Source organism: Mycobacterium sp. pR1184, from assembly GCF_041287235.1.
GTDB lineage: Bacteria > Actinomycetota > Actinomycetes > Mycobacteriales > Mycobacteriaceae > Mycobacterium.
This window is the reverse complement of the sequence record NZ_JBGGKR010000003.1, coordinates 339,091-359,443: the sequence shown is the minus strand read 5'-3', so window position 1 is coordinate 359,443 and position 20,353 is coordinate 339,091. Positions and strand designations below refer to the sequence as shown.

General features: G+C 65.3%; 10 protein-coding genes. 6 read left to right on the top strand and 4 right to left on the bottom strand.

The window, feature by feature from the left end:
• Window positions 1-23: 23 nt before the first annotated feature.
• The gene (locus ACAG21_RS07415; protein ID WP_370495295.1) at window positions 24-1,574 is read right to left on the bottom strand and encodes a class I adenylate-forming enzyme family protein; all 1,551 of its coding nucleotides are present in this window, start codon (window positions 1,572-1,574) and stop codon (window positions 24-26) included.
• The gene (locus ACAG21_RS07410; RefSeq protein ID WP_370495493.1) at window positions 1,574-2,356 is read right to left on the bottom strand and encodes an acyl-CoA thioesterase domain-containing protein; all 783 of its coding nucleotides are present in this window, start codon (window positions 2,354-2,356) and stop codon (window positions 1,574-1,576) included. Before ACAG21_RS07410 ends, ACAG21_RS07415 begins: the two co-directional genes overlap by 1 nt.
• Before the next feature lie 379 nt (window positions 2,357-2,735).
• Here ACAG21_RS07410 and ACAG21_RS07405 point away from each other — a divergent pair, with 379 nt between their 5' ends.
• The gene (locus ACAG21_RS07405; RefSeq protein ID WP_370495294.1) at window positions 2,736-3,395 is read left to right on the top strand and encodes a chitin-binding protein; all 660 of its coding nucleotides are present in this window, start codon (window positions 2,736-2,738) and stop codon (window positions 3,393-3,395) included.
• A 217-nt stretch (window positions 3,396-3,612) separates the two neighbouring features.
• A complete protein-coding gene (locus ACAG21_RS07400; RefSeq protein ID WP_370495491.1) occupies window positions 3,613-4,302 on the top strand; it encodes a histidine phosphatase family protein in 690 nt (229 codons plus the stop codon).
• 14 nt (window positions 4,303-4,316) lie between these two features.
• Here ACAG21_RS07400 and ACAG21_RS07395 read toward each other — a convergent pair whose 3' ends face one another.
• The gene (locus ACAG21_RS07395; RefSeq protein WP_370495293.1) at window positions 4,317-4,949 is read right to left on the bottom strand and encodes a class I SAM-dependent methyltransferase; all 633 of its coding nucleotides are present in this window, start codon (window positions 4,947-4,949) and stop codon (window positions 4,317-4,319) included.
• 529 nt (window positions 4,950-5,478) lie between these two features.
• On the opposite strand from ACAG21_RS07395, the gene ACAG21_RS07390 reads away from it, so the two are divergent.
• Both ACAG21_RS07390 and ACAG21_RS07385 read left to right on the top strand, forming a co-directional pair.
• Window positions 5,479-6,249 (top strand): class I SAM-dependent methyltransferase, encoded by a 771-nt coding sequence (locus ACAG21_RS07390; protein WP_370495292.1) that lies wholly within the window; start codon window positions 5,479-5,481, stop codon window positions 6,247-6,249.
• A gap of 189 nt (window positions 6,250-6,438) precedes the next feature.
• A complete protein-coding gene (locus tag ACAG21_RS07385; RefSeq protein WP_370495291.1) occupies window positions 6,439-7,740 on the top strand; it encodes a glycosyltransferase in 1,302 nt (433 codons plus the stop codon).
• On the opposite strand, the gene ACAG21_RS07380 is transcribed toward ACAG21_RS07385, so the two are convergent.
• The gene (locus ACAG21_RS07380; RefSeq protein ID WP_370495290.1) at window positions 7,716-8,639 is read right to left on the bottom strand and encodes a class I SAM-dependent methyltransferase; all 924 of its coding nucleotides are present in this window, start codon (window positions 8,637-8,639) and stop codon (window positions 7,716-7,718) included. The genes ACAG21_RS07385 and ACAG21_RS07380 overlap by 25 nt on opposite strands.
• Before the next feature lie 191 nt (window positions 8,640-8,830).
• Between ACAG21_RS07380 and ACAG21_RS07375 the strand changes: the two genes are divergently transcribed.
• Both ACAG21_RS07375 and ACAG21_RS07370 read left to right on the top strand, forming a co-directional pair.
• Window positions 8,831-9,487 carry a glycoside hydrolase gene (locus ACAG21_RS07375; RefSeq protein ID WP_370495490.1) on the top strand — a complete coding sequence of 219 codons (657 nt, stop codon included), beginning with the start codon at window positions 8,831-8,833 and terminating at the stop codon, window positions 9,485-9,487.
• A 167-nt stretch (window positions 9,488-9,654) separates the two neighbouring features.
• Window positions 9,655-20,343, top strand: coding sequence for a BTAD domain-containing putative transcriptional regulator (locus ACAG21_RS07370; protein WP_370495489.1), 10,689 nt, complete (start codon window positions 9,655-9,657; stop codon window positions 20,341-20,343).
• Window positions 20,344-20,353 lie beyond the last annotated feature (10 nt).

Sequence of the window (20,353 nt, the reverse complement as noted above, 5' to 3'; positions counted from 1 at the left end):
CGTCGCACGGTCTCACGCCAGGATTACGGGCGGCCGAAGGCCTCGCGCAAATCCTTCTTGATGACTTTGCCGAATTGATTGCGCGGCAAGGTGTCTACGATGACGAGGCGCTCGGGATGCTTGTAGCGGCCTAGGCCCAGCGAACGGCAGTGCTGCACCAGGGATTCCAATGACACACCATCGGCGGACGTGGGTACCACGACGGCGCACACCCGCTCCCCCGCGCTGTAATCGGGAACTCCGATGACCGCGACATCGGCGACGGCGGGATGGGCGGCTAGCACGTTTTCAATCTCGAGGGCCGAGATGTTCTCCGCATTGCGGATGATCGCGTCCTTGATTCGGCCGGTAACGCGGACGTTGCCGTCAGCGTCGATCATCCCGAGATCGCCGGTGCGCAACCAGCCGTCGTGGTCGAATGCGTCGGCGTCCAGTGCGGCGTCTGCGTAGCCGAGGAAGCATTGCGGCCCCTTGAGCCGCAGCTCCCCCTCCTGTCCGACGGGCAGTTCGTTCTCGCCGTGGTCGACGACGCGCACGCTGACCCCCGGTACCGGTGCACCGACGGTGTAATCGAGCACCTCGGGCGGGGCGTGTAGCGGTGGTGAGGTCGCCACGGGAAACTCGGTCATCCCCCAGGCATTGGCGATTCCGGCCACGCCGAAGGTCTCGCGGACCTGTCGCCCCAGTTCGGCGGTGATGGGTGCACCCCCGGCTATGCAACCCCGCAGTGCACCGAAGAGGGGCTTATCGCCATGGGCCCGTTGTGCTTCCAAGAAAGCCACGAAAAACGGTGTGGCGGTGCCCAGGAACGTCGGGCTGTGTGCCGCGACAGCAAGCGGTGTCGTGGCCGGATCGAATGCCTCGAAGAGCGCCAGTCGCATACCGGTCATCAGCGCGGCGGCCAGCATCGCGGCCCCGCCGATGTGGGCGATCGGGAAGGCGATCGGATCCACATCGCCGGCGGTGATACCCATCGCGCTCACCATCCCTCGCGAGCCGGCGATCACGGTGCCGTCGGTGTGACGAATTCCCTTGGGAGCCGCCGTAGTTCCCGACGAGTAGTAGATCCACTGGTTGTCGCCACCGGGCGCCGTCGTGAGTGCACCGGCATCGGTACGCGGCAGCCGCAGCTCACCGGCCTGCGGGGGTGTTGCCAGGTCTACCGCGATGACGTCGAAGCCTTGGGCCGAGGCCAATGACCGTGCCAGCGCACCGTGATCGAATCCCCGCCAAACTTCAGGTACCACAAGGAATTCCGTCGACAGCTGCTCGGTGATGAAGTCGACCTCACGCTCGCGCAGGATCGGGATGATCGGGTTCTGCACCGCGCCGAGTCGAGCCAGCGCCGCCATGACAACCACGGTCTCGAGTGTGGTCGGCAGCTGCCAGGACACCACAGTTCCCGCGCGGATCCCCCGTTCGGCGAACGCTGCCGCCGTCGCGCATGCGGCGTCGTGAAGCTCGCGTGCGGTCAGGCTGCGGCCATGGTCGTCGGCGAATAGTGCCCGATCCGGCTGGCGCAGTGCGGCTTCGGCAATCAGCGTCCAGTAGGTGACGTCCGTTCCGGTCATCATCAGGCCGACGGCAACTCCGACGGTGGTCGAAATCCGGAGTGCGCTATGGACACCGACACGGCGCTGCCGATCGGACCGAGATGATCCAGGACAACGGCTGAACCGTTGGCCACGCCGTCCTCGCTGTAGTGGGTCAGCGCGGCCAGCCCGATATGGGGTCCTTCGGGCAGTCGGCTCAGGGTCAGCGTGTAGTCCACGTTGATGAATTCCAGCGCCTTCGTGCCCCAGTTGGCGATCGCGGCGGTGACGTCGGCACACACCGCCGCGCGAGTGAACGGCGTGAGCGGCTCGTCGTCGATCAAGGGACGCGTTTCATGTAGCCAGGTGTACTTCGGTCCGGTCATGTCCCACTTAGGATCAGGATTCTGCAAGTCTCCACCCCAGCCATAGGTCCGTAGAAACAGCGTCGGCTGGTCGCCGTCATGCTCGACGGGCAGCCGCGGCATCTGCGGGGTTTGTGACCACACCTTGCCGTCGGGCTGCGCACCACGCCGCAGGAACAGCGCGCTCGCTCGCGCCACCGGTTCACCATGCTGGATGAGAAGCGCCTCAACCAGGCGCAATCGCCGACGTTCGTGCTGGACCTTGGTGTGCACCTCGAACGGCTCCAGCGCAGCCGGTGCGGGTAAGTCGACCGTCAGACGCGCAGGCTGCAACTCCGAGTCGTCGACCGTACCTTCGAGGACCGCGGCCAGGATGCCACCGACCACATGGCCGCTCATTGTCGGGCCCCACCCGCCGCGTGCTAGCGCCGTTGGCACGTAACGACTTTCATCGCGCATGAAGTACGGCCTGGGCGTCGTCGCATCGACGTCATCCGCCAGAAGGTTCGGTTCGGTCACCACGCGAGTCTCCGCACGAACAGGGCTTTCATCCAGATTCCTCCTCTGAGGCGAGCAACAGTAGATGTTACAGTTCGTTTTCCAGCCCACGCGATGCGCGGTCGCTTTTTGTGCTAAAAGTCAACGCGCACAGCAGTATTGACAATCATGCAGAAGCCGGTCGGCACGCCGGCCCACCCGCCCAGCCGCCTGAGACCGAGGGCGGCCAAAGGCCTCGCAGGGGCCACTCACAGCGGACGCATAGCGAAGCTATCTAGCGTCGAGTGAGTTGGGGGTCAGCATTCGAGATGTCCACTAAAAACGAGTGGGGGGAATAAGTATGAAACTCAAGCAACTGATTGCGGCGGGCACGCTGGCCGGCGCCTTTAGCGCGGCAGCGCTCGGCGTGGGCGCCGGTTTGGCAAACGCCGCTCCTGGTTCACCACCTTCGGCCCCTGGGGGCCATGGCGCTCCCGGGCCCGGGGGCGGCCACGCTCCGAACGGGCCGAATGATCCCGGCGGCCCCGGCGGTCCCGGTGGTCCTGGCCCGGGTGGCCCTGGCGGCCCCGGTGGTCCTGGCCCGGGTGGTCCCGGCGGTCCTGGCGGACCGGGTGGTCCCGGTGAGCACGGGCCGGGCGGACCCGGCGGCCCTAACGGTCCCGGTGGACCCGGCGGTCCGGGCGGACCTGGACACCCAGGCGGTCCCGGCTTCAACGGACCGGGCGGTCCTGGTGGCCCTGGCGGTCCGGGCGGACCCGGCGGCCCGTGGCGCGGCGATCCCCATCGGGGCTACTTCAACAACGCGCCGTGGGGCGACGGACCTGCCCCTTGGGGACCGGGTGAGCCGCCTCGGCCGGTCTGGGATCGACCGCTTCCGCCCCCGGGGGGACCGTGGAACTACGGCCCGATCAACTACTGGGGCTACCCGGAAACCCCCGTGTGGGATCCCGGATTCAACGCATGGGGCTTCTGGTTCTTCGGGGTCTGGATCCCGCTGTAAATAGCCGACCAACAACCCAGCACGACGCCCGTTTCGCCGCTTGGCGAGGCGGGCGTCGTGACATCTGCCGACCACGTGGGCAAGCGTCTGGGCCGCGCAGCGGCAAGCCAGCGTTTGCCGGGCTCGCGCAGCGCGGCTGATCGGAACGCCTTACACTTCTCGCGTGAAAACTGCGGATGATCGCCAACGTCGGCGAGCGCGTGAAATCACGGTGACCATACGAAGTTTCGTTGCCATTCTCATCGTTGCGGTGCTGGCGACAAGCTGGGCGCCGGCGCGGGCCGCCGGTAATCGCACTATCACGTTGACGCTGGTGCGACATGCCCAGTCGGCGGCCAACGCTTCGGGATTGATCGACACCACGGTCCCGGGCCCTGAACTTTCGCCCCGAGGGTTCTGCCAGGCGAGCGTGGCGGCTGCGCAATTGGCGCCCAACCATTACGACGGTGTCTACGCCTCGACGATGATCCGCACCCAGGAGACGGCCACACCGACGTCGCAATTGCTGGGCGAACAGGTCACCGTGCTGCCCGGGCTGCGCGAGATCGAGGCCGGCAAGTTCGAGGGCACGCCAGAGGCCGACATTCCGCAGACGTACTTCGCCGCTCCGGCACGCTGGCTGCAGGGTGACCGCAGCGCGCGGATCCCCGGCTCGGTGGATGGCAACGAGTTCAACGCGCGGTTCACCGAAGCGGTTCAACGCATCTACGACAGCGGCGAGCAGAATCCGGTCGCGTTCTCGCACAGCGCGGCGATCATGTTCTGGGTGCTGATGAACGCACGCAATGCCGATCCGTCGTTGCTGAAAACCAAGTCGTTGACCAATGTCGGCCACGTCGTCCTTACCGGAAATCCGTCCGACGGTTGGACGATGACCGAATGGGATGCCGATCCCCCGCCGTGCTGATTTCCTGACCGGCCTCAGCCCTTGATGCCGACGGTAATCACGTCCGACACGAACTGAAGCCAGATTGGTCGCGGGATCCGGTGCTGATCGACGACGGTGAACCCGGCGCCCTCGAAGATCGACCGCACCTCGGCGGGTGAGGCGTTGTGCTGGGGTTTCCACCTGTTCGTCGATACGTGAAGCACCGTTTGTCGCGTACTCAGCGCGGAGACGGCCGCTAGTCCGCCCGGCGCCAGAACGCGATGGAATTCCCGCAGCGCTGCCGGCTGATCGAAGAAGTGAAACGCCGAGGTCGTGACGACCGCGTCGAGTGAGCCGTCGTCAAACGGCAGCTGCTCGGCCGGGCCGCGCAGCCATTGCACCCGATCGGATCTGGCGCGCGCCTGGGCGAGCATGCCGTCCGACATGTCCACCCCGTAGATCGCCTCGGGGTGCAGCTCACGCTCGATACGATCACTGAGAATGCCTGTCCCACAGGCGATGTCGGCGATCTTGCGTGCTCGGTGGTCACGCAGTCGCGCGATCACCTCGTCGTGTGGCGGGCGGTACACCCACTGCTGCAAAGTTGGATGGTCGTAGGCGGGGGCCAGAAAACTCCACAACCCGGTGATGGCGCTGTTGAACCCCCGACGTCGCGGTGCGGTCATACACCATGTCTAGTGGTGGCCCGGCAGTCCGGGTCCACCGGGGCCCCCGGGCCCACCCGGCCCACCGGGTCCACCAGGTCCGCCCGGACCGCCGGGTCCGCCTGGCCCATTTGCGGCAGGAAGCACGAACACGCACTGGTTCAGTTCGACGCTCCAGGCCCAGCCCGGGGCGCAGTACGGGTCGGCCCGGCTGACCGCGGGCGCGGCGATCCACGCCGTCGGCAACGCGGCTAGTACGACAGCGAACATGCCTACCGCACAACGTTGTACGAATCGTGAACGGTTCATTGTTCGGTTCTCCTCCCCGAAAACATCCGGCCAGCGGCCGGAAACACCATTGTGCGCCAGCGGAGGCGTTTGCGGTCCGGATTCGCCGGCCGCATCCTGGCTTCGCCCGGAGGCGATGGCGCAAGACATCGCCGCCACGCTGCGGCGCATCTCTGGGGGTATGTCAGCCGCTTGCACGAAACGGTTGCAGCGCATGGGAATCGCTAAGTTGGGACACAGGTAAGCCGATTAGCGTGGCGGTGTGACCGATCGCCAAGAACGCGCAATGTCCTTCGGATCGATTGCCGAAGATTACGACGGGCTGCGGCCCCAGGCGCCGCAGGAGGCGGTGGCCTGGCTGGTGCCGCCCGACTGTCAGGTGGCCGTCGATGTCGGGGCGGGCACCGGTCTATTCAGCCGCACCCTGGTGGACAAGGCAGCAGAAGTCATCGCGGTGGAGCCCGATGCGCGAATGCGCAAGGTGCTGACCGAGCGGTCCCCGGGAGTCCGTGCGCTCGAGGGGTGCGGCGAATCGATCCCGCTTCCGGACGCCGCCGCCGACGCGGTGTTCGTTTCGTCGGCGTGGCACTGGATGGATCACGAACGAGCCCTGCCCGAGATCGGTCGGGTGCTGCGCGACGGCGGTCGCTTCGGCCTGATCTGGACAAGCCGCGACCGCGAGGTCGACTGGGTGCGCGACCTCGGCCGGCTACCCGGCCAGGACCTCGAAGCGGTCCAATCGGTCGACCGCTTCCGGCAGCGCCTGCACTTCGACCTGCCTGAACCGCAGATCTTTCACAACATCGAGCGCGAAATCTTCCCCTTCGTGCGGACGATGACACTCGATGACGCCGTCGCGATGCTGGCGACTTACAGCCGGGCGATCATGGCCTCCCCGGCGGACCGCGCCCAGACGCTCGACGCAGCGCGCACGGCGATGGAAGCACGCTTTCCCGGTGCCGACGTGATCGATATCCCGATGCGCGCATGGTGCTGGCGCGCCGACCGCATTTCGCGCGGAGCCGAGCAGTGATGTTGCACCGCGACTCTCATGCGCCAGAAGAAGGCTGCGTCGTAGCCGTTCACCCACGCGATATCGCATGCGCTGTCCAAAACCTGCTCCAGTTTGCTAGCGGAGCACGTTACGCTGAGCCGGCACGCCTCCATCGACGCCCCCTGAGGTCGGATTAGGTGCATCACAACTGAAGATCCGGGATCCGCAATGAAATTTGTGCTCGCAAGTTATGGAACTCGGGGGGATATCGAGCCGTCAGTCGCTGTCGGCCGCGAACTGCTGCGCCGAGGGCACGACGTCCAGATGGCCGTCTCGCCGGATCTCGTTGACTTCGCCAAAGCCGCCGGCGTCACCGCGGTCGGCTATGGCCTCAACACGCAGGAATGGCTGGAGACCTACCGCGACTTCTGGGCGTCTGCTTTCCACAACGCCTGGAAGATCCCCGCTCTGATCGGGATGTGGCGCGAACTTCGCGACTCCGTCATCCGGAGCTGGGTACAGATGAGCGAAACACTGACACCCTTGGCCGACGGGGCCGACGTGCTGTTCACCGGCGAGAGCTTCATGGAAACCGCCGCCAACGTCGCGGAGTACTACGACATGCCACTGGCCACCCTGCATTACGTCCCGATCCGGGCCAACGGCCAACTCGTCCCGATCGTGCCCGCACCATTGGCGCGCTCGGCCATGAGCGTGTCCAACTGGCTGACCTGGCAGATGACGAAACATCTCGAGGATGCGCAGCGCCGTGAATTGGGTCTGCCCAAGGCAACTCGTCCCGCCTCGCGACGCATCGCCGACCGTGGATCGCTGGAGATCCAGGCCTACGACGACGCTTGCTTCCCCGGGCTGGAAGCCGAATGGGCGAAATGGAAGGGGCAGCGGCCGTTCGTCGGAGCGCTGACACTGGAATTGATGACGGATGCCGACGAGGAAGTCGCGTCGTGGATCGCCGCCGCAGCGCCACCGATCTGTTTCGGCTTCGGCAGCATGCGCGTCGAATCCCCGGCTGAGACGGTCGAAATGATCAGCGCGGCATGCACCGAACTCGGTGAACGGGCGCTGGTGTGCTCCGGGTGGAGCGACTTCGGAGAGGTGCCGCATTTCGACAACGTCAAGGTGGTCGCCGAAGTCAACTATGCGGCAATCTTTCCCTCTTGCCGCGCGGTCGTACACCACGGCGGCACGGGCACCACGGCCGCGGGCCTGCGCGCCGGAGTTCCCACGCTGGTCCTGTCGATGGATCTCGTTCAGACGATCTGGGGAGCTCAAATCAGCCGACTCAAGGTCGGCGCTGCCCGGCGATTTGCGAACACCACCCGCGCATCGTTGGTCGCCGACTTACGCAAGATCCTCAGCCCGGAGTACGTGACCCGAGCCCGCGAATTCGCTACTCGGATGAGCAAACCCGATGCGAGCGTTGCCAACGCCGCCGATCTGCTCGAAGGACTTGCCGGCCCCGGGCGGCCTGCCTGGGGACGTGGTCAGCCCAGTTCTGCGGTCAGGTAGCTGATGGTGCGCCGAAACTCGGCCAGCAGTTCGTGATCCGGCAACTCGAATCCGTTTTCGGCGTAAAGGTCTTCGGTGGGGTGCTGGGTGACAGTCCAGCCGGTTTCCGCCAGGTGCTCGCCGGCTTGACGCCGCTCACCGACCCACACCAGATCGGCGACGTCGAAATCGAGTCCGTGCTTTTTCCAGCCGCTGCGTAGCGCCCGCGCCCGCTCGTCGGTGAACACGCGCATGTCGGTGATGTTTTCGGTGGCCAGCCTGCTGCGCGGTGCGCTGAGTGCGGTGATGTTGTCCAGCAGTCGGTCCTGGGCATCCGGTGGCAGATATGGCAGCAGGCCTTCAGCGATCCACGCCGTCGGGGCTGCGGTGTCAAAGAAGTTGTCGCGCAAGGCGGTGGGCCAGTCGTCGCGTAGGTCGACGCCAACTGCTCGTCGTTCGGCGGTGGGTTCGGCGCCGATCTGAGCCAGCGTGGTGCCCTTGAATAGGATCACCTCGGGCTGGTCAACCTCGAAGACCACCGTGTCCGCCGGCCACGGCAACCGGTAAGCCCGGGCGTCGAGCCCGGCCGCCAAGATGACCGCCTGACGGATCCCACTGGCGGCTGCCGCAAGAAAGAAGTTGTCGAAAAACCTTGTGCGCACTGCCATCTGCTCGCAGCGCTGCCGCGCGGTCAGGGGTACGTCCGTGTCGTCCAGCGGAATATCGCCGTCGAGCATGCGAATGAAGAATGGGTGCCCCACCGCCCGAACCAGCGGCTCAGCGAATCGATCGTCGAGCAGCGGATCCGGTTCACGCGACGCCAGCGCGCGAGATGCGGCCACCATCGTTGCCGTCGCTCCCACACTGGAGGCGAGATCCCAGCTGTCCCCTTCGGTGCGCGCTGCGCCATCCGATGACACCGTTACCCCCATCCTGAAACCGGCCCGCGAGAGCAGAAAAGCGATAGCAGTCACCATAACTTGGGCCACGTCCCCGCGATCTGTTGGTAGCGAGCCGACAAGAAACGACGAAGATCGCCACACACGTCGCACGCGACACTAAAGTGCTCTGCGTGAGCAGGAACGTGTTAGCCATCGGCCGGAGCCGCTGGATGGCAATCGCGGCCTCGCTCATCGTGTCTGCCGGCATGATTTACGCCCAGGGGCTGAAGTCCACGGTTAGCCCCGAGTCCCCGACCGCGCCCCCGACGGTTACCGCGGCTCCGCCTCCGAAAGACCCGGCCACCGGGTTGGGCCCGCACGTCGCCACGCCGGCGGAAGCGGAATCGTTGGCGGCGCTGGCCGCGACCGCGCCCACCGGGGCGCAGGGCTTCCAGTTCCCGTTGCCTGCCGGCGTCGCGTCGGAGGACCGGTTGCAGGTCAAGACCATCTGGGCGGCTCGCGTCATCAGCGTGCTGTTCCCGCAGATCAAGACCATCTACGGGTACCGGCAAGATCCTCTGCCCTGGCATCCCAACGGGTTGGCGATTGACGTGATGATCCCGGACCACGGCAGCCCGGAAGGCATCGAACTCGGCAACCAGATCGCCGGGTATGCGCTGGCGAATGCCAAGCGCTGGGGCATCAACCACGTGATCTGGCGACAGAAGATCTACCCGGGCCCCAACTCGGGCGCGTGGACGGCCGACCTCGGAAATGAAACGGCCAACCACTACGACCACGTTCATATCGCCACCGGTGGTGGCGGCTATCCCAACGGCAACGAGGTCTACTACATCGCATCCATGGCGCCCGCACCGCCGGAGTAACGGTATTAGCTGGCCCTGAAGTCAAGGGCAGGCGTGACTCGCCGGCGCGGCGCCTTTACTCGACCTTGACCGGGTATTGAATTGCTCCTCCGACGATGGTTGACGTGAGTACGCTTTCAACCGTGGAACTGGGGGTTTTGGGACCTCTCCAGGTCCGGCAGGACGGAATGCCCGTCGCTATCCCGGGCGCCAAGCCGCGTGCCATCCTCACGATGCTCGGGCTGCACGACGGTTCAGTTGTGCCCGCCGACGCATTGGTCAAGTTGCTGTGGGGTAACGATCCGCCGCGCACCGCCGGCAAGGCCCTGCAAACCCATATCTCCGCACTGCGCCGCGCGCTCGGCGACGGCTTCGTGGTCACCGAGGGAGCGGGCTGGCGGCTCGACGGCGCCGAGGTGGACGCGTCGCGCTATAAATCCGCGGCGAAGACCGGACGCGATGCGGCTGCCGTCGGCGACACCAGCCAGGCGGTGGCGTCCTTGGAGGAGGCGCTCGTCCTGTGGCGCGGGATCCCCGAACTCCCCGACGGCCAGCGGGGACTCTCCGAAAAGACGCGCTGGATCGAAAGCCATGCCGCACTCGTCGAGGATCGGGCAGACGCGCTACTCGCCACCGGACGCGCCGCCGAAGTCATCGGCGACCTCGAAGCCGCCGTCGCCGAGGCGCCGCTACGTGAACGACGATGGGGACAGCTCATGCTCGCCCTATACCGGGCCGGCCGGCAAGGTGAAGCCCTCGGGGCATATCAACGGGTGCGGTCGCTGCTCGCCGACGAACTGGGCGTCGATCCCGGCCCAGAGCTCAGACGGCTCGAAACCGCGATCATTGCTCAGGATTCGTCACTGGACGTTGCTGTGACACAGCATCTTCCGTCGGTGACCCGTGCAGTGACCTTCCTGCTCACCGATATCGAGGGGTCGACCGCGGCCTGGGAGGCCGACGCCGGTGGAATGGCAGTCGCCCTCGCCCGGCACGACGAGCTGGTCGAACAGGTCGTCACCTCACGAGGCGGTCGGCTGATCAAGACACGTGGCGAGGGCGACGCGACGTTCTCGGTCTTCGAGCGGCCGTCCGCGGCCGCCGCCGCGGCAATTGAGTTGCAAGACGCAATCACTCACGAACCGTGGGCGTCTGTCGAGCCCATCCGTGTGCGGATGGCGCTACACACCGGTGAGGTCGAGCTTCGCAACGGTGACTACTTCGGTCGGGCGGTCAACCGGGTTGCGCGGCTGCGCTCGCTGGCCGACGGCGGCCAGATCCTGTGCTCCGGTGCGACCGCCGAACTCGTCATCGACTCGCTGGCCGACGATGTCATGCTCAACGATTTGGGGACGCGTCAGCTGAAGAACCTCGCGCGCCCCGAGCATGTCTTCGAGTTGCGACTCGAAACCGCGGCCGCCCAGCCCCAACCGCAGACAGCCGAACCGCCGATGGAGCGGCCCGGCCTCCCCGCGGTCCTGGTCGGACCCGGGCCGTTCGTCGGACGAAGCCGCGAGCTCGAACGGCTGCTGTCGGTGTGGCAGACCGCGCTCGCGGGCGGGGTGCCCACGGTGCTGATCGCCGGCGAACCGGGCGTCGGCAAGACACGGCTGGCCGGCGAATGGTCGCAGCAGGCCTATGCGCAAGGAGCAATCGTGTTGTACGGCCGGTGCGACGAGGACCTCGGCGCGCCCTATCAGCCGTTCGCCGAAGCGCTGCGTTCGCTGGTGCCGTGCATGGGCGCTGACCGACTGCGGGGACTGCGCGGCGTCGAGGCGCTGCTACCGCTGGCCCCCGGGCTGACCGACGTCCTGCCCGATCTTGTCTCCCGGGCTCACCCGGATCCCGACACGGAGCGCTACGCACTTTTCGATGCCGTGGTGGCGCTGCTGGAAATCGCGTCCAAGAGTGCGCCGGTCCTGCTGATTCTCGACGACCTGCACTGGGCGGCCAAGCCGACGCTGCTGCTGTTGCGGCATCTGCTGCGCTTCGGCGACCACGCCCGCGTGCAGATCGTCGGCACCTACCGCAGCACCGACCTCGACCGCTCCCATCCCCTGGCCGCGATGCTCGCCGATCTGCACCGCGGTGCCCCTTCTGGCACCGCAAGCCGCTTGAGCCTGAGCGGACTCGACGAGGACGATGTGACCGCATACGTCGCCGAGGCCGGCTACGACGACGAGGAGCTCGCACACGCGTTGGCGACGGTCACCGGCGGCAACCCCTTCTTCCTGATCGAGGCTTTGCGCCACGTCGACGAAAGTGGCGGCGTGTGGGATCAGAGCACCCTGCCGCAGGGTGTGCGAGAAGCGGTGAGCCGCAGACTTTCTCGGCTTCCCGTCGAGACCAACAAAGCTCTGGCGGCCGCTGCGGTCGTCGGCAGCCGGTTCGCCCTGGAGCTGGTCGAGCAAGTCGTCGGAGACGACTTGATTGACGCGTTCGACGAGGCGTGCCAAGCCGGCATCGTCATCGAAGAACCCGGCGGCAACTACCGGTTCAACCACGCAATCGTGCGCCAGTCGCTGTTGGCCGAGTTGGCATCGGTGCGGCGCATGCGACTGCACCAGCGCATCGCCGCGACGCTGGAGACGCGGCCGGGCGCCGACGACGAACTGTTGGCCGAATTGGCTCACCACTACTTCGAATGTGCTTGGGCAGGAAACGCGGCCAAGGCTGTCTTCTACTGCCGGCGTGCCGCGGACCAGGCGATGGCGCGACTTGCCTACGAGGGTGCGGCCGACTTGTATCACCAGGCCTTGCATGCGCTGGAGGAAATCGACGACGAGTTGCCCGATCGCGACGCTCAAGCGGCCGACCTGTTGGTTGCGCGCTGCGAGGCCCTGCTCGCCGCGGGCGATGTGACCTCGGCGGCGGGCGCGGTCGCTCAATTGCAGCAAACGACAGTCGATTCGGCCCGATTCGCGGCGTGGGCCGCATGCTTCGACGGCCAACTCTCGTTGTTGATTCACCCCGAGCGTTTGGACGAGGCCGAATCCGCGCTGAGCGCGGCCGCCGCCAAGCTCGCCCAACTCGACGATGCCGCCGGAGAAGCCAAGGCGCACACCGTCCGCGCGGGTTGTCTCGCCCGCCTGGGCCGAATCGCCGACTGCGAAATCGCACTCGACGACGCGCTGACCGCGGCGCGCCGGGCGCGCGAACACCGCAGTGTGAACGCGGTTTTGGCGGGCGCACCACTCGCGGCGTTGTGGGGACCCAACCCCGTTCCGCGGGCCGGCGGACGGTGTCTCGACGTGGTCCGGCTACTTCGCATCACGACCGACTCCCCCGCCGTCGAGGCCACCTCGACGCGGTGCCAGGCCGTGCTGGAGGCCTTCCGGGGGCGAGCCGCCGCGGCCCGGCGGATGATCGACTCGGCCAGGCGCACCGTCACCGAGCTCGGCTTGCGCCACGCGCGGCTCGAAGTTGAGCAGTTCGCCGGGATCGTCGAACTCATCGTCAATGATCCTGCTGCGGCGGAGCCGCACCTTCGCAAGGCGTACAACGGCTTTCGCCGCATGGGTCTCGACGCCGACACCGCCGAGACCGCCGCGCTGCTGGGCCGCGCCTGCCTCGCGCTGGATCGGGTCGCAGAAGCTGACGAGTTGTGCACCGAGAGTGAACGTCTCGCCGGCCATGCGTTGAAGGCGTCGATGGGGTGGCGCACACTTCGGGCGCACCTGCTGGCTCGCGGCGGCGACCACGAAGCCGCTCGGCAGGTCGCCGAGGCGGCGGTGGCGTTGGCCGAGCGGACCGACGCCCTGGTCGATCACGGCGACGCGTGCCTCACGCTCGCAACAGTCTTGGCCGCCGCCGGCAATACCGCCGGAGCACGGGCCGCCGCCGAACAAGCGGTCGCCCTCTACGAACGCAAAGGTGCGGCGGCACTCGCCGAGCTGGCGCGGGGTCTGCTCGGCGAGCAGGTCGTGCCGATCACCCCTCCCCCGACCGAAGCACCCCACAGCGAGCTGGACAGCGAATGCGTGCGAGTGGGCGAACGCGTGATGGCTGCGATTCAACGCCGGGACTGGGACGAGTTCGAGCGGCTGTTCGCGCCGGATGTCTTGATCCAGAGTCGTCGGAAGATCGTCGGCCTAACAGCGCAGTCGGCTGCGATGCGCCGTGAGATGCGGCGGGAGCTCGAGACTGGCGCGATCCGGATCAGTCACGTCATGGTCGCTGCACGGGGCGAGCGGTTGGCTCTGTCTCGATTGGTGACGAGTACTGCCGACGCAAGCCCCGGAGCGCCGCAGGACGAGCTTCTTCAGCTGTACGCGATCAACGAGAACGGTAAAGTGGCGCTGCAGATTTGGTTCGACGTCGAAGACATCGACGTCGCGCTTGCCGAACTTGATGCCATGCAGGCGCAATTCGAGCGCGATGCGCAGCCGCAAGCACCGAGACCTGAAAATGCGGCCGCACGCGCATTCCGGGATGTCTGGTCGCACATGGCGACTCGTGACTGGGACGCGATGGCCCAAAGCGTGGCCGATAACTACGTCGGCATCGATCACCGGCGAGTCGTGAGCGCCGAGACACAACACAGTCGCGACGTGGTGATCAGAGACCTGCAGGCGGCCAGCGAGGTTGGCTTCACGATCTCGATGGTGAACGCCGTCGCTGTTCGCGGGGAGCGCCTCGTCTTGGCACAAACTCGCGCCTGCGGCAACGACCCGGAAGCGGCGCAAAACGATGCTCTCAACGTCGTCGAAATCGACGCCGACGACCGGATCGCAACCGTCGTAACGTACGACCTCGAAGACTTCGACGCCGCCATTGCCGAGCTCGATGCGCGCTACGTTGCGGGAGACGCTGCCCCCTATGGGCACACGTGGTCAACAATCGCGGAATCCTTTGCCTCGATCCGCCGCGGGGACATGCCCGCAACCACACCTGACTGCGCCAGCGTGGATCACCGCCGTGCCGCGGCGTTCGCGCCCGGCGAGCTGGTCGAATATGTCCGCGCCGGATGGGAACTCGACCAACACATCAATCCCTACTTCGAGTCTGTGCAGCGGATTAACAGCCTCGGAGCGGTGGTCACTTTTTCCGCTCACGGTGGCTCGCGAGAGGGCTTCGACGCCGAATGGCGAGGTGTCAGCCTTTCGACGGTCGACGGTGACAAGATCAACCGCTGCGAAATATTCGATGAGACAGACCTAGATGCCGCACTCGCGCGGTTCGAACAACTCACCCGGCCAGCGCCACGGCTAGAAAACGCGGCAACACTCGCATTCGAGCGCTTCCGGTCGCAGTTCGCCGCACGCGACTGGGAAGCCATCGCTGAAACCTTGGCCGAGAACGCTTTCCACGACGATCGTCGGCTGGTGGTGGGCGTCGGAGTCCGAGCGGGCCGCGATGCCGTGATCGCCGAGATGTCGGCACTTGCCGAAATCGGGGTAAAGCGTCTTGACTCAAATATCACTGCTATCCGCGGCGGCCGGCTCCTCCTCAACCGTTCGCATGCTTCAGGCCATGACCAGCGGCCCGATTCATTCCGCACCGATGTCCTCAATATCGTCGAGATCAACGCCGACGGACGGATCACGGCCCTCATCACGTTCGACCCCGACAATATTGAGGCTGCGGTTACGGAGCTCGAATCCCGTTACCTCGCCGGCGAAGCGGCATCGTATTCAACGACGTGGTCGACCATCGCACGCAGTTACACATCGCTCAACCGAGGCGGACCTCCGGTGACGACGGAGGATTGGGTCAACATCGACCACCGGCGCGGATCGTCGTTTCCGTCCGGCGAACTGCCCGCGCTACTCGACTTGTGGAAGTCCTCGACCGCAGTGACCAACTTTTCGTTCATCGAGGCTGCGCATCGACTCAGCAATCTAGGGGCCGTGATCAGCTCCGTGTCGCACGAGATTTCGGCACAGGGCGTCGATGCCGAGTGGCGGACGGTTGACGTCTTCACGGTCGAAGGCACCCTGATCGACCGCCTAGAGGTCTTCGACGAAGCAGACCTTGCTGCCGCGATCGCACGATTCGAACAGCTCAGCCGACCCGCGACGCGACCTGAAAACGCGGCAAGCCAAGTGGCAGAGCGCTTCCTAGCGCGGTTCGCCGCGCACGACTGGGATGCGCTCGCGGGACTCATAGCAGATGACTTTTTCACTGAGGATCGTCGTCGACTAGTAGGAGTAGCAGCCCGACGGGGTCGAGAGGCCGAGATCGCGAGCATGCGCGTCGTCGCCGAACTCGGCGGGACGAACATGACATCGACCGTCGTTGCGACACGCGGTACGCGGCTCATCCTCACCCGTTTGCGCTATGCCGATTGGGACCAGGCTCCCGGCGCCTTCCACACCGATGTTCTTGACGTCATCGAAATCGACGCCGACGACCGGATATCGAGGCGGATCGTGTTCGACGCCGACGATATCGAGGGCGCGCTCGCAGAGCTCGATGCCCGGTACCTCGCCGGCGAGGCAGCCGCCCACGCACTCACGTGGTCGGTGATTGCAAGGGAGCAAGCGGGGTTCAATCGGCACGAGCTCGCCGCGACGACGCCCGACGTGGTTTACGTCGACCGTCGACCAGTCGTAGCGATCGAGGGGGTCGACTTGGCCGCGGCTCAGCGCGCCGCGTGGGATGTCACCCCGGAGGCCAACGTCTACGTCGAGGCTGTGCATCGGCTAAGCGAACTTGGAGCGGTCATCACGCAGGCAGTCGCGGCAACCTCGCCAGAGGGCTTTGACGCCGAGTGGCGGATAGTGGTCATCTGCACGGTCCAGGGTGGCCTGATATGCCGCTACGAAGTCTTCGACGAGACAGACCTTGACGCGGCGCTCGCCCGCTTTGACGAACTGCACCCACCGGCGCGCCGACTAGAAAACGCGGCAAGTCGAATGGCCGACCAATTCCTTGCGCATTTCGCCGCCCGCGACTGGTCCGGTCTTTACGAGGCGCTCGCCGACAACTTCTGCAGTGACGACCGCCGTCGAGTGGTAGGCGCGGGAGTCCGGCACGGTCGAGACGCCCAGATGGCGGACATCCGGTCGATTGCCGACGTCGGAACCACGCACATCATGTCGAAACCCATTGCGCTGCGGGGTCAGCGCCTTGTCCTCACCCGCGGCCAGCTCACGTTCCGCGATCACGGAGCCGACGCCTACTTCACAGAGTCGTTCTCCATCGTCGAGATTGACGCCGAGGACCGGATCGTCGCACTAGTCTCGTTCGATCTCGAAGACCTCGACGCCGCCTACGAAGAGCTCGAACGTCGATACCTGGCCGGCGAGGCGGCACCATATGCGCGCGTATGGCAGATGGGAATCGACACTCTGGGCGAGGCCAATCGTCACCAGCCGGGGCCGATGATGAGGCAAATCGCGTACACGGATCATCGACGAGTTCCCTTCGCGCCCGGGGATTTCGCGCACGCTGTCGAAGAGCTATGGTCTCTCGTGCCCGACGCTCGCTACCGTACGACGGTGGCCCATGCGCTCGATACCCATGGGATCGTGTCCGGTCTCGTCATCGAAGGCAGCGACGAACATGGGAACCAATTGCAGTGGGCGCGAACGCTTTTGTTTGTTGCCGACGGACCACAGCTGGAAGTGTACGAAGAAGACGATATCGACGCCGCGCTCGCGCGGTTTGAGGAGCTGCGTCCAACAGCGCGAAGGCTGGAAAACGCGGCAACCCGAGCGGACAAGCGCTTCGTAACAAATTTGGGGCAACGCAACTGGTCGGCAGTAGCCAATGCGTTGGCCGCCGATAGTTTGGTCGAGGATCGTCGGCACGTGGTGAACGCGGGGATTTGGCACGGTCGCGAAGAAGTGGTCGAGAAAATGAAAGCCCTGGCGGTAGACGGCGGGGCGAATACGACATTGACCGTTATCGCAACCCGCGGCGAGCGGCTCGCGCTCTCCCGCTTCTGCTCTTCCAACCGCGAACTGCGGCACGGCGAGTTCGGTGTTGAGCTGCTCAGCATCACGGAGATCGACTCCGACGAAAGGATATTGGCATGCGTCGCCTTCGACCCCGACAACATGGATGCCGCCTTCGCTGAACTCGATGCTCGCTACCTCGCCGGTGAGGCGGCCAGCCACTCCAGCACGTGGTCGACCATCGCACGGATTTATGCCGGATTCAACACGCACGAATTGCCGCCAACCACACGGAATTGGGTCTACGCCGACCATCGATCATTGGTATCGACTGATACCAGCGATCTACCGGCGTCCACCCGCGCCGGGTGGGACCTGATGCCGCATGTGGGCATATACATCGAAGTGGTGCACCAGCTGGACGATCTAGGAGCTGTTGTCACGGCGCGCAACGTGTCGCGGACGGACATCGACGCCGAGTGGCGGACCGTCAACATCTTCACGATCGACGGCAGCCTGATGACCCGCTGCGAGCTGTTCGACGAGGCAGACCTCGACGCGGCACTCGCGAGGCTCGAGGAACTGCAGACGCCGACACGGCGACTCGATAACATGGCGAGCCCATTGGTCGAGCACTTTCAGACGCACTACGCGGCGCGCGACTGGCACTCGATGAGTGAGATCCTCGCGGCTGACATTTCCGTCGACGATCGTCGCCGTGGTGTCAATGCTGGAATACAACTTGGCCGAGACGCCGCGATCGACGATTTACGAGCCAGCGTGCAGGCCGGGTTCAACAACTCAACCTCTACCATCGTGGCGACCCGCGGTGAGCATCTGGCGCTGACGCGCGTTCGCATGTCCGACGGCAACCAGCGACCTGAAGCATTCCAGATCAACGTATTTCATGTCCTGCAGGTCAACGCACAAGGCCGGACGGGAGCAGTCGTGATCTTCGACGTCGAAGACATCGACGCGGCCTTCGCCGAACTCGACGCCCGCTATCTCGCCGGTGAGGCGGCCTCCCAGTCGCGTACGTGGTCTGCCATCACACGGGTGTTCGAGGTACTCAACCGAGGCGAATTGCCAACGACGGCACAGGCCTTCGAAGATGTCGACCATCGACGCGGGGTAATGCTAGCGCCCGGCGACCTGATGGAGTTTCTCCATGCCGCGATGGGTGAGACAAAGCAAAGCATCGTCTACGTTGAGGCCGTTCACCGGCTGACCGGTCGCGGCGCCGTTGTCACCCACGTTGCTCAGTCGACGACACCGGACGGCTTCTACGCCGAGTGGCGCATGGCCGATATTTTTATGGTTGAAGGCGATCTGATCAACCGTTACGAATTCTTCGAAGAGACAGACCTCGACGCGGCACTCGCGAGGTTCGAGGAGCTGCAGGAACCGACACAGCAACCCGAAAACGAGGCGACCCGGATAGCCAAGCGCTTTCCGGTGTACATGACAACACGTGACTGGGACGGCATGGCGGACATCCTGGCCGCCGACGTTTCCATCGAAGATCGCCGTCCTGGCGCGAATGCCGGAATTCGACGCGGCCGGAAAAACTCGATTGACGATATGCGGGCGGCTGTCGAGGTCGGGTTCACCCACATAACGTCGAAAGTTGTTGCGACCCGGGGCAACGATATCGCGCTGATGCTCGTCCACGCATCGGGGTCAGGACCCCAAGATCCCGACGCGTTCCGGCTCGACATCTATCACGTCGTCGAGATCGATTCCGACGGCCGGACGAAAGCAGTCGTGGTCTTCGATTCCGACGACATCGATGCTGCCTTCGCCGAACTCGACGCCCGGTACCTCGCCGGGGAAGGCGCAGCGCACGCCCATACGTGGTCGATTGTCGCGGAGGGATATGCCGCGCTTAATCGGGGTGACATCCCGCCAACAACAGCGGATTTCGCGGACACCGATCACCGCAGTGGGGCAACGATGGCACCTGGCGACCTGATCGACTACCTCCGTGTCGCCTTCGACGAGACGGAGAACAACTCCCTCCGTATTGTCACCGTTCACCGGCTGAATGACCACGGCGCGGTCGTAACCCATGTGGCGAAAGGGACGACACCAGAGGGCTTGGACGCCGAATGGCGCGTCACCAACGTCATCACCATCGACGGCAACTTGCTGAACCGCGTCGAGATGTTCGACGAGTCCGATCTCGACGCTGCCCTCGCCCGTTTCGACGAGCTCGCCAGATCAGTGCCAATGCTGGTGAACGACGCAACAAAGGCCTTAGCGCAATTCGCCGTTGCGTTCAACCGGCGCGACATGGCCGGGATGCTCGCGCTCGCCAGCGCGGAGGGCCGAGTCGACGACCGTCGAGAGGATCTGCGAGCTGTCCTCGAGGTTCGTGCGTGGCAGACGGCCGCCGAATCGATTTTCGAGACCGTATCCAGTAGCTGGCAAATGGAGCATGAGGCCATCGCTGTCAGAGGGTCCCGCCTCTCGTTGAGCCGCGAACATTACCGCGACCTTGATCAAGCCGATCGACCGGTCGTCAACGAACTTCTGCGCCTCGTGGACTTAGCCGGGAACGACTTATTGCACGACAGCGTGGTCTTCGATTCCGACGACATGGCCGCCGCCTTCGCCGAACTCGACGCCCGGTACCTCGCGGGGGAAGGCGCAGCGCACGCCCATACGTGGTCGATTGTCGCGGAGGGATATGCCGCGCTTAATCGAGGGGAAATGCCGTTGACCACGAATGATTTTGTCGACATTGACCATCGGCGTCTCACCACGATGGGCCCCGGCGACCTGATGCCGTACCTTCGCGCCGCGCTGGCGGACTCGGTGGGCAACCGTCTCGACATATTGGCCGTTCACCGCCTGACCGAGCTCGGCGCGGTCGTCACCCATGTGGCTAAGGGAACGTCACGAGAGGGCTTCTACGCCGAGTGGCGCATGACAAGCCTTTATACGGTCGCCGGCGATCTGATCAACCACTGCGAGATGTTCGACGAGTCCGATCTCGACGCCGCCCTCGCCCGTTTCGACGAACTCGCCCGGTAAGCCACCGGGC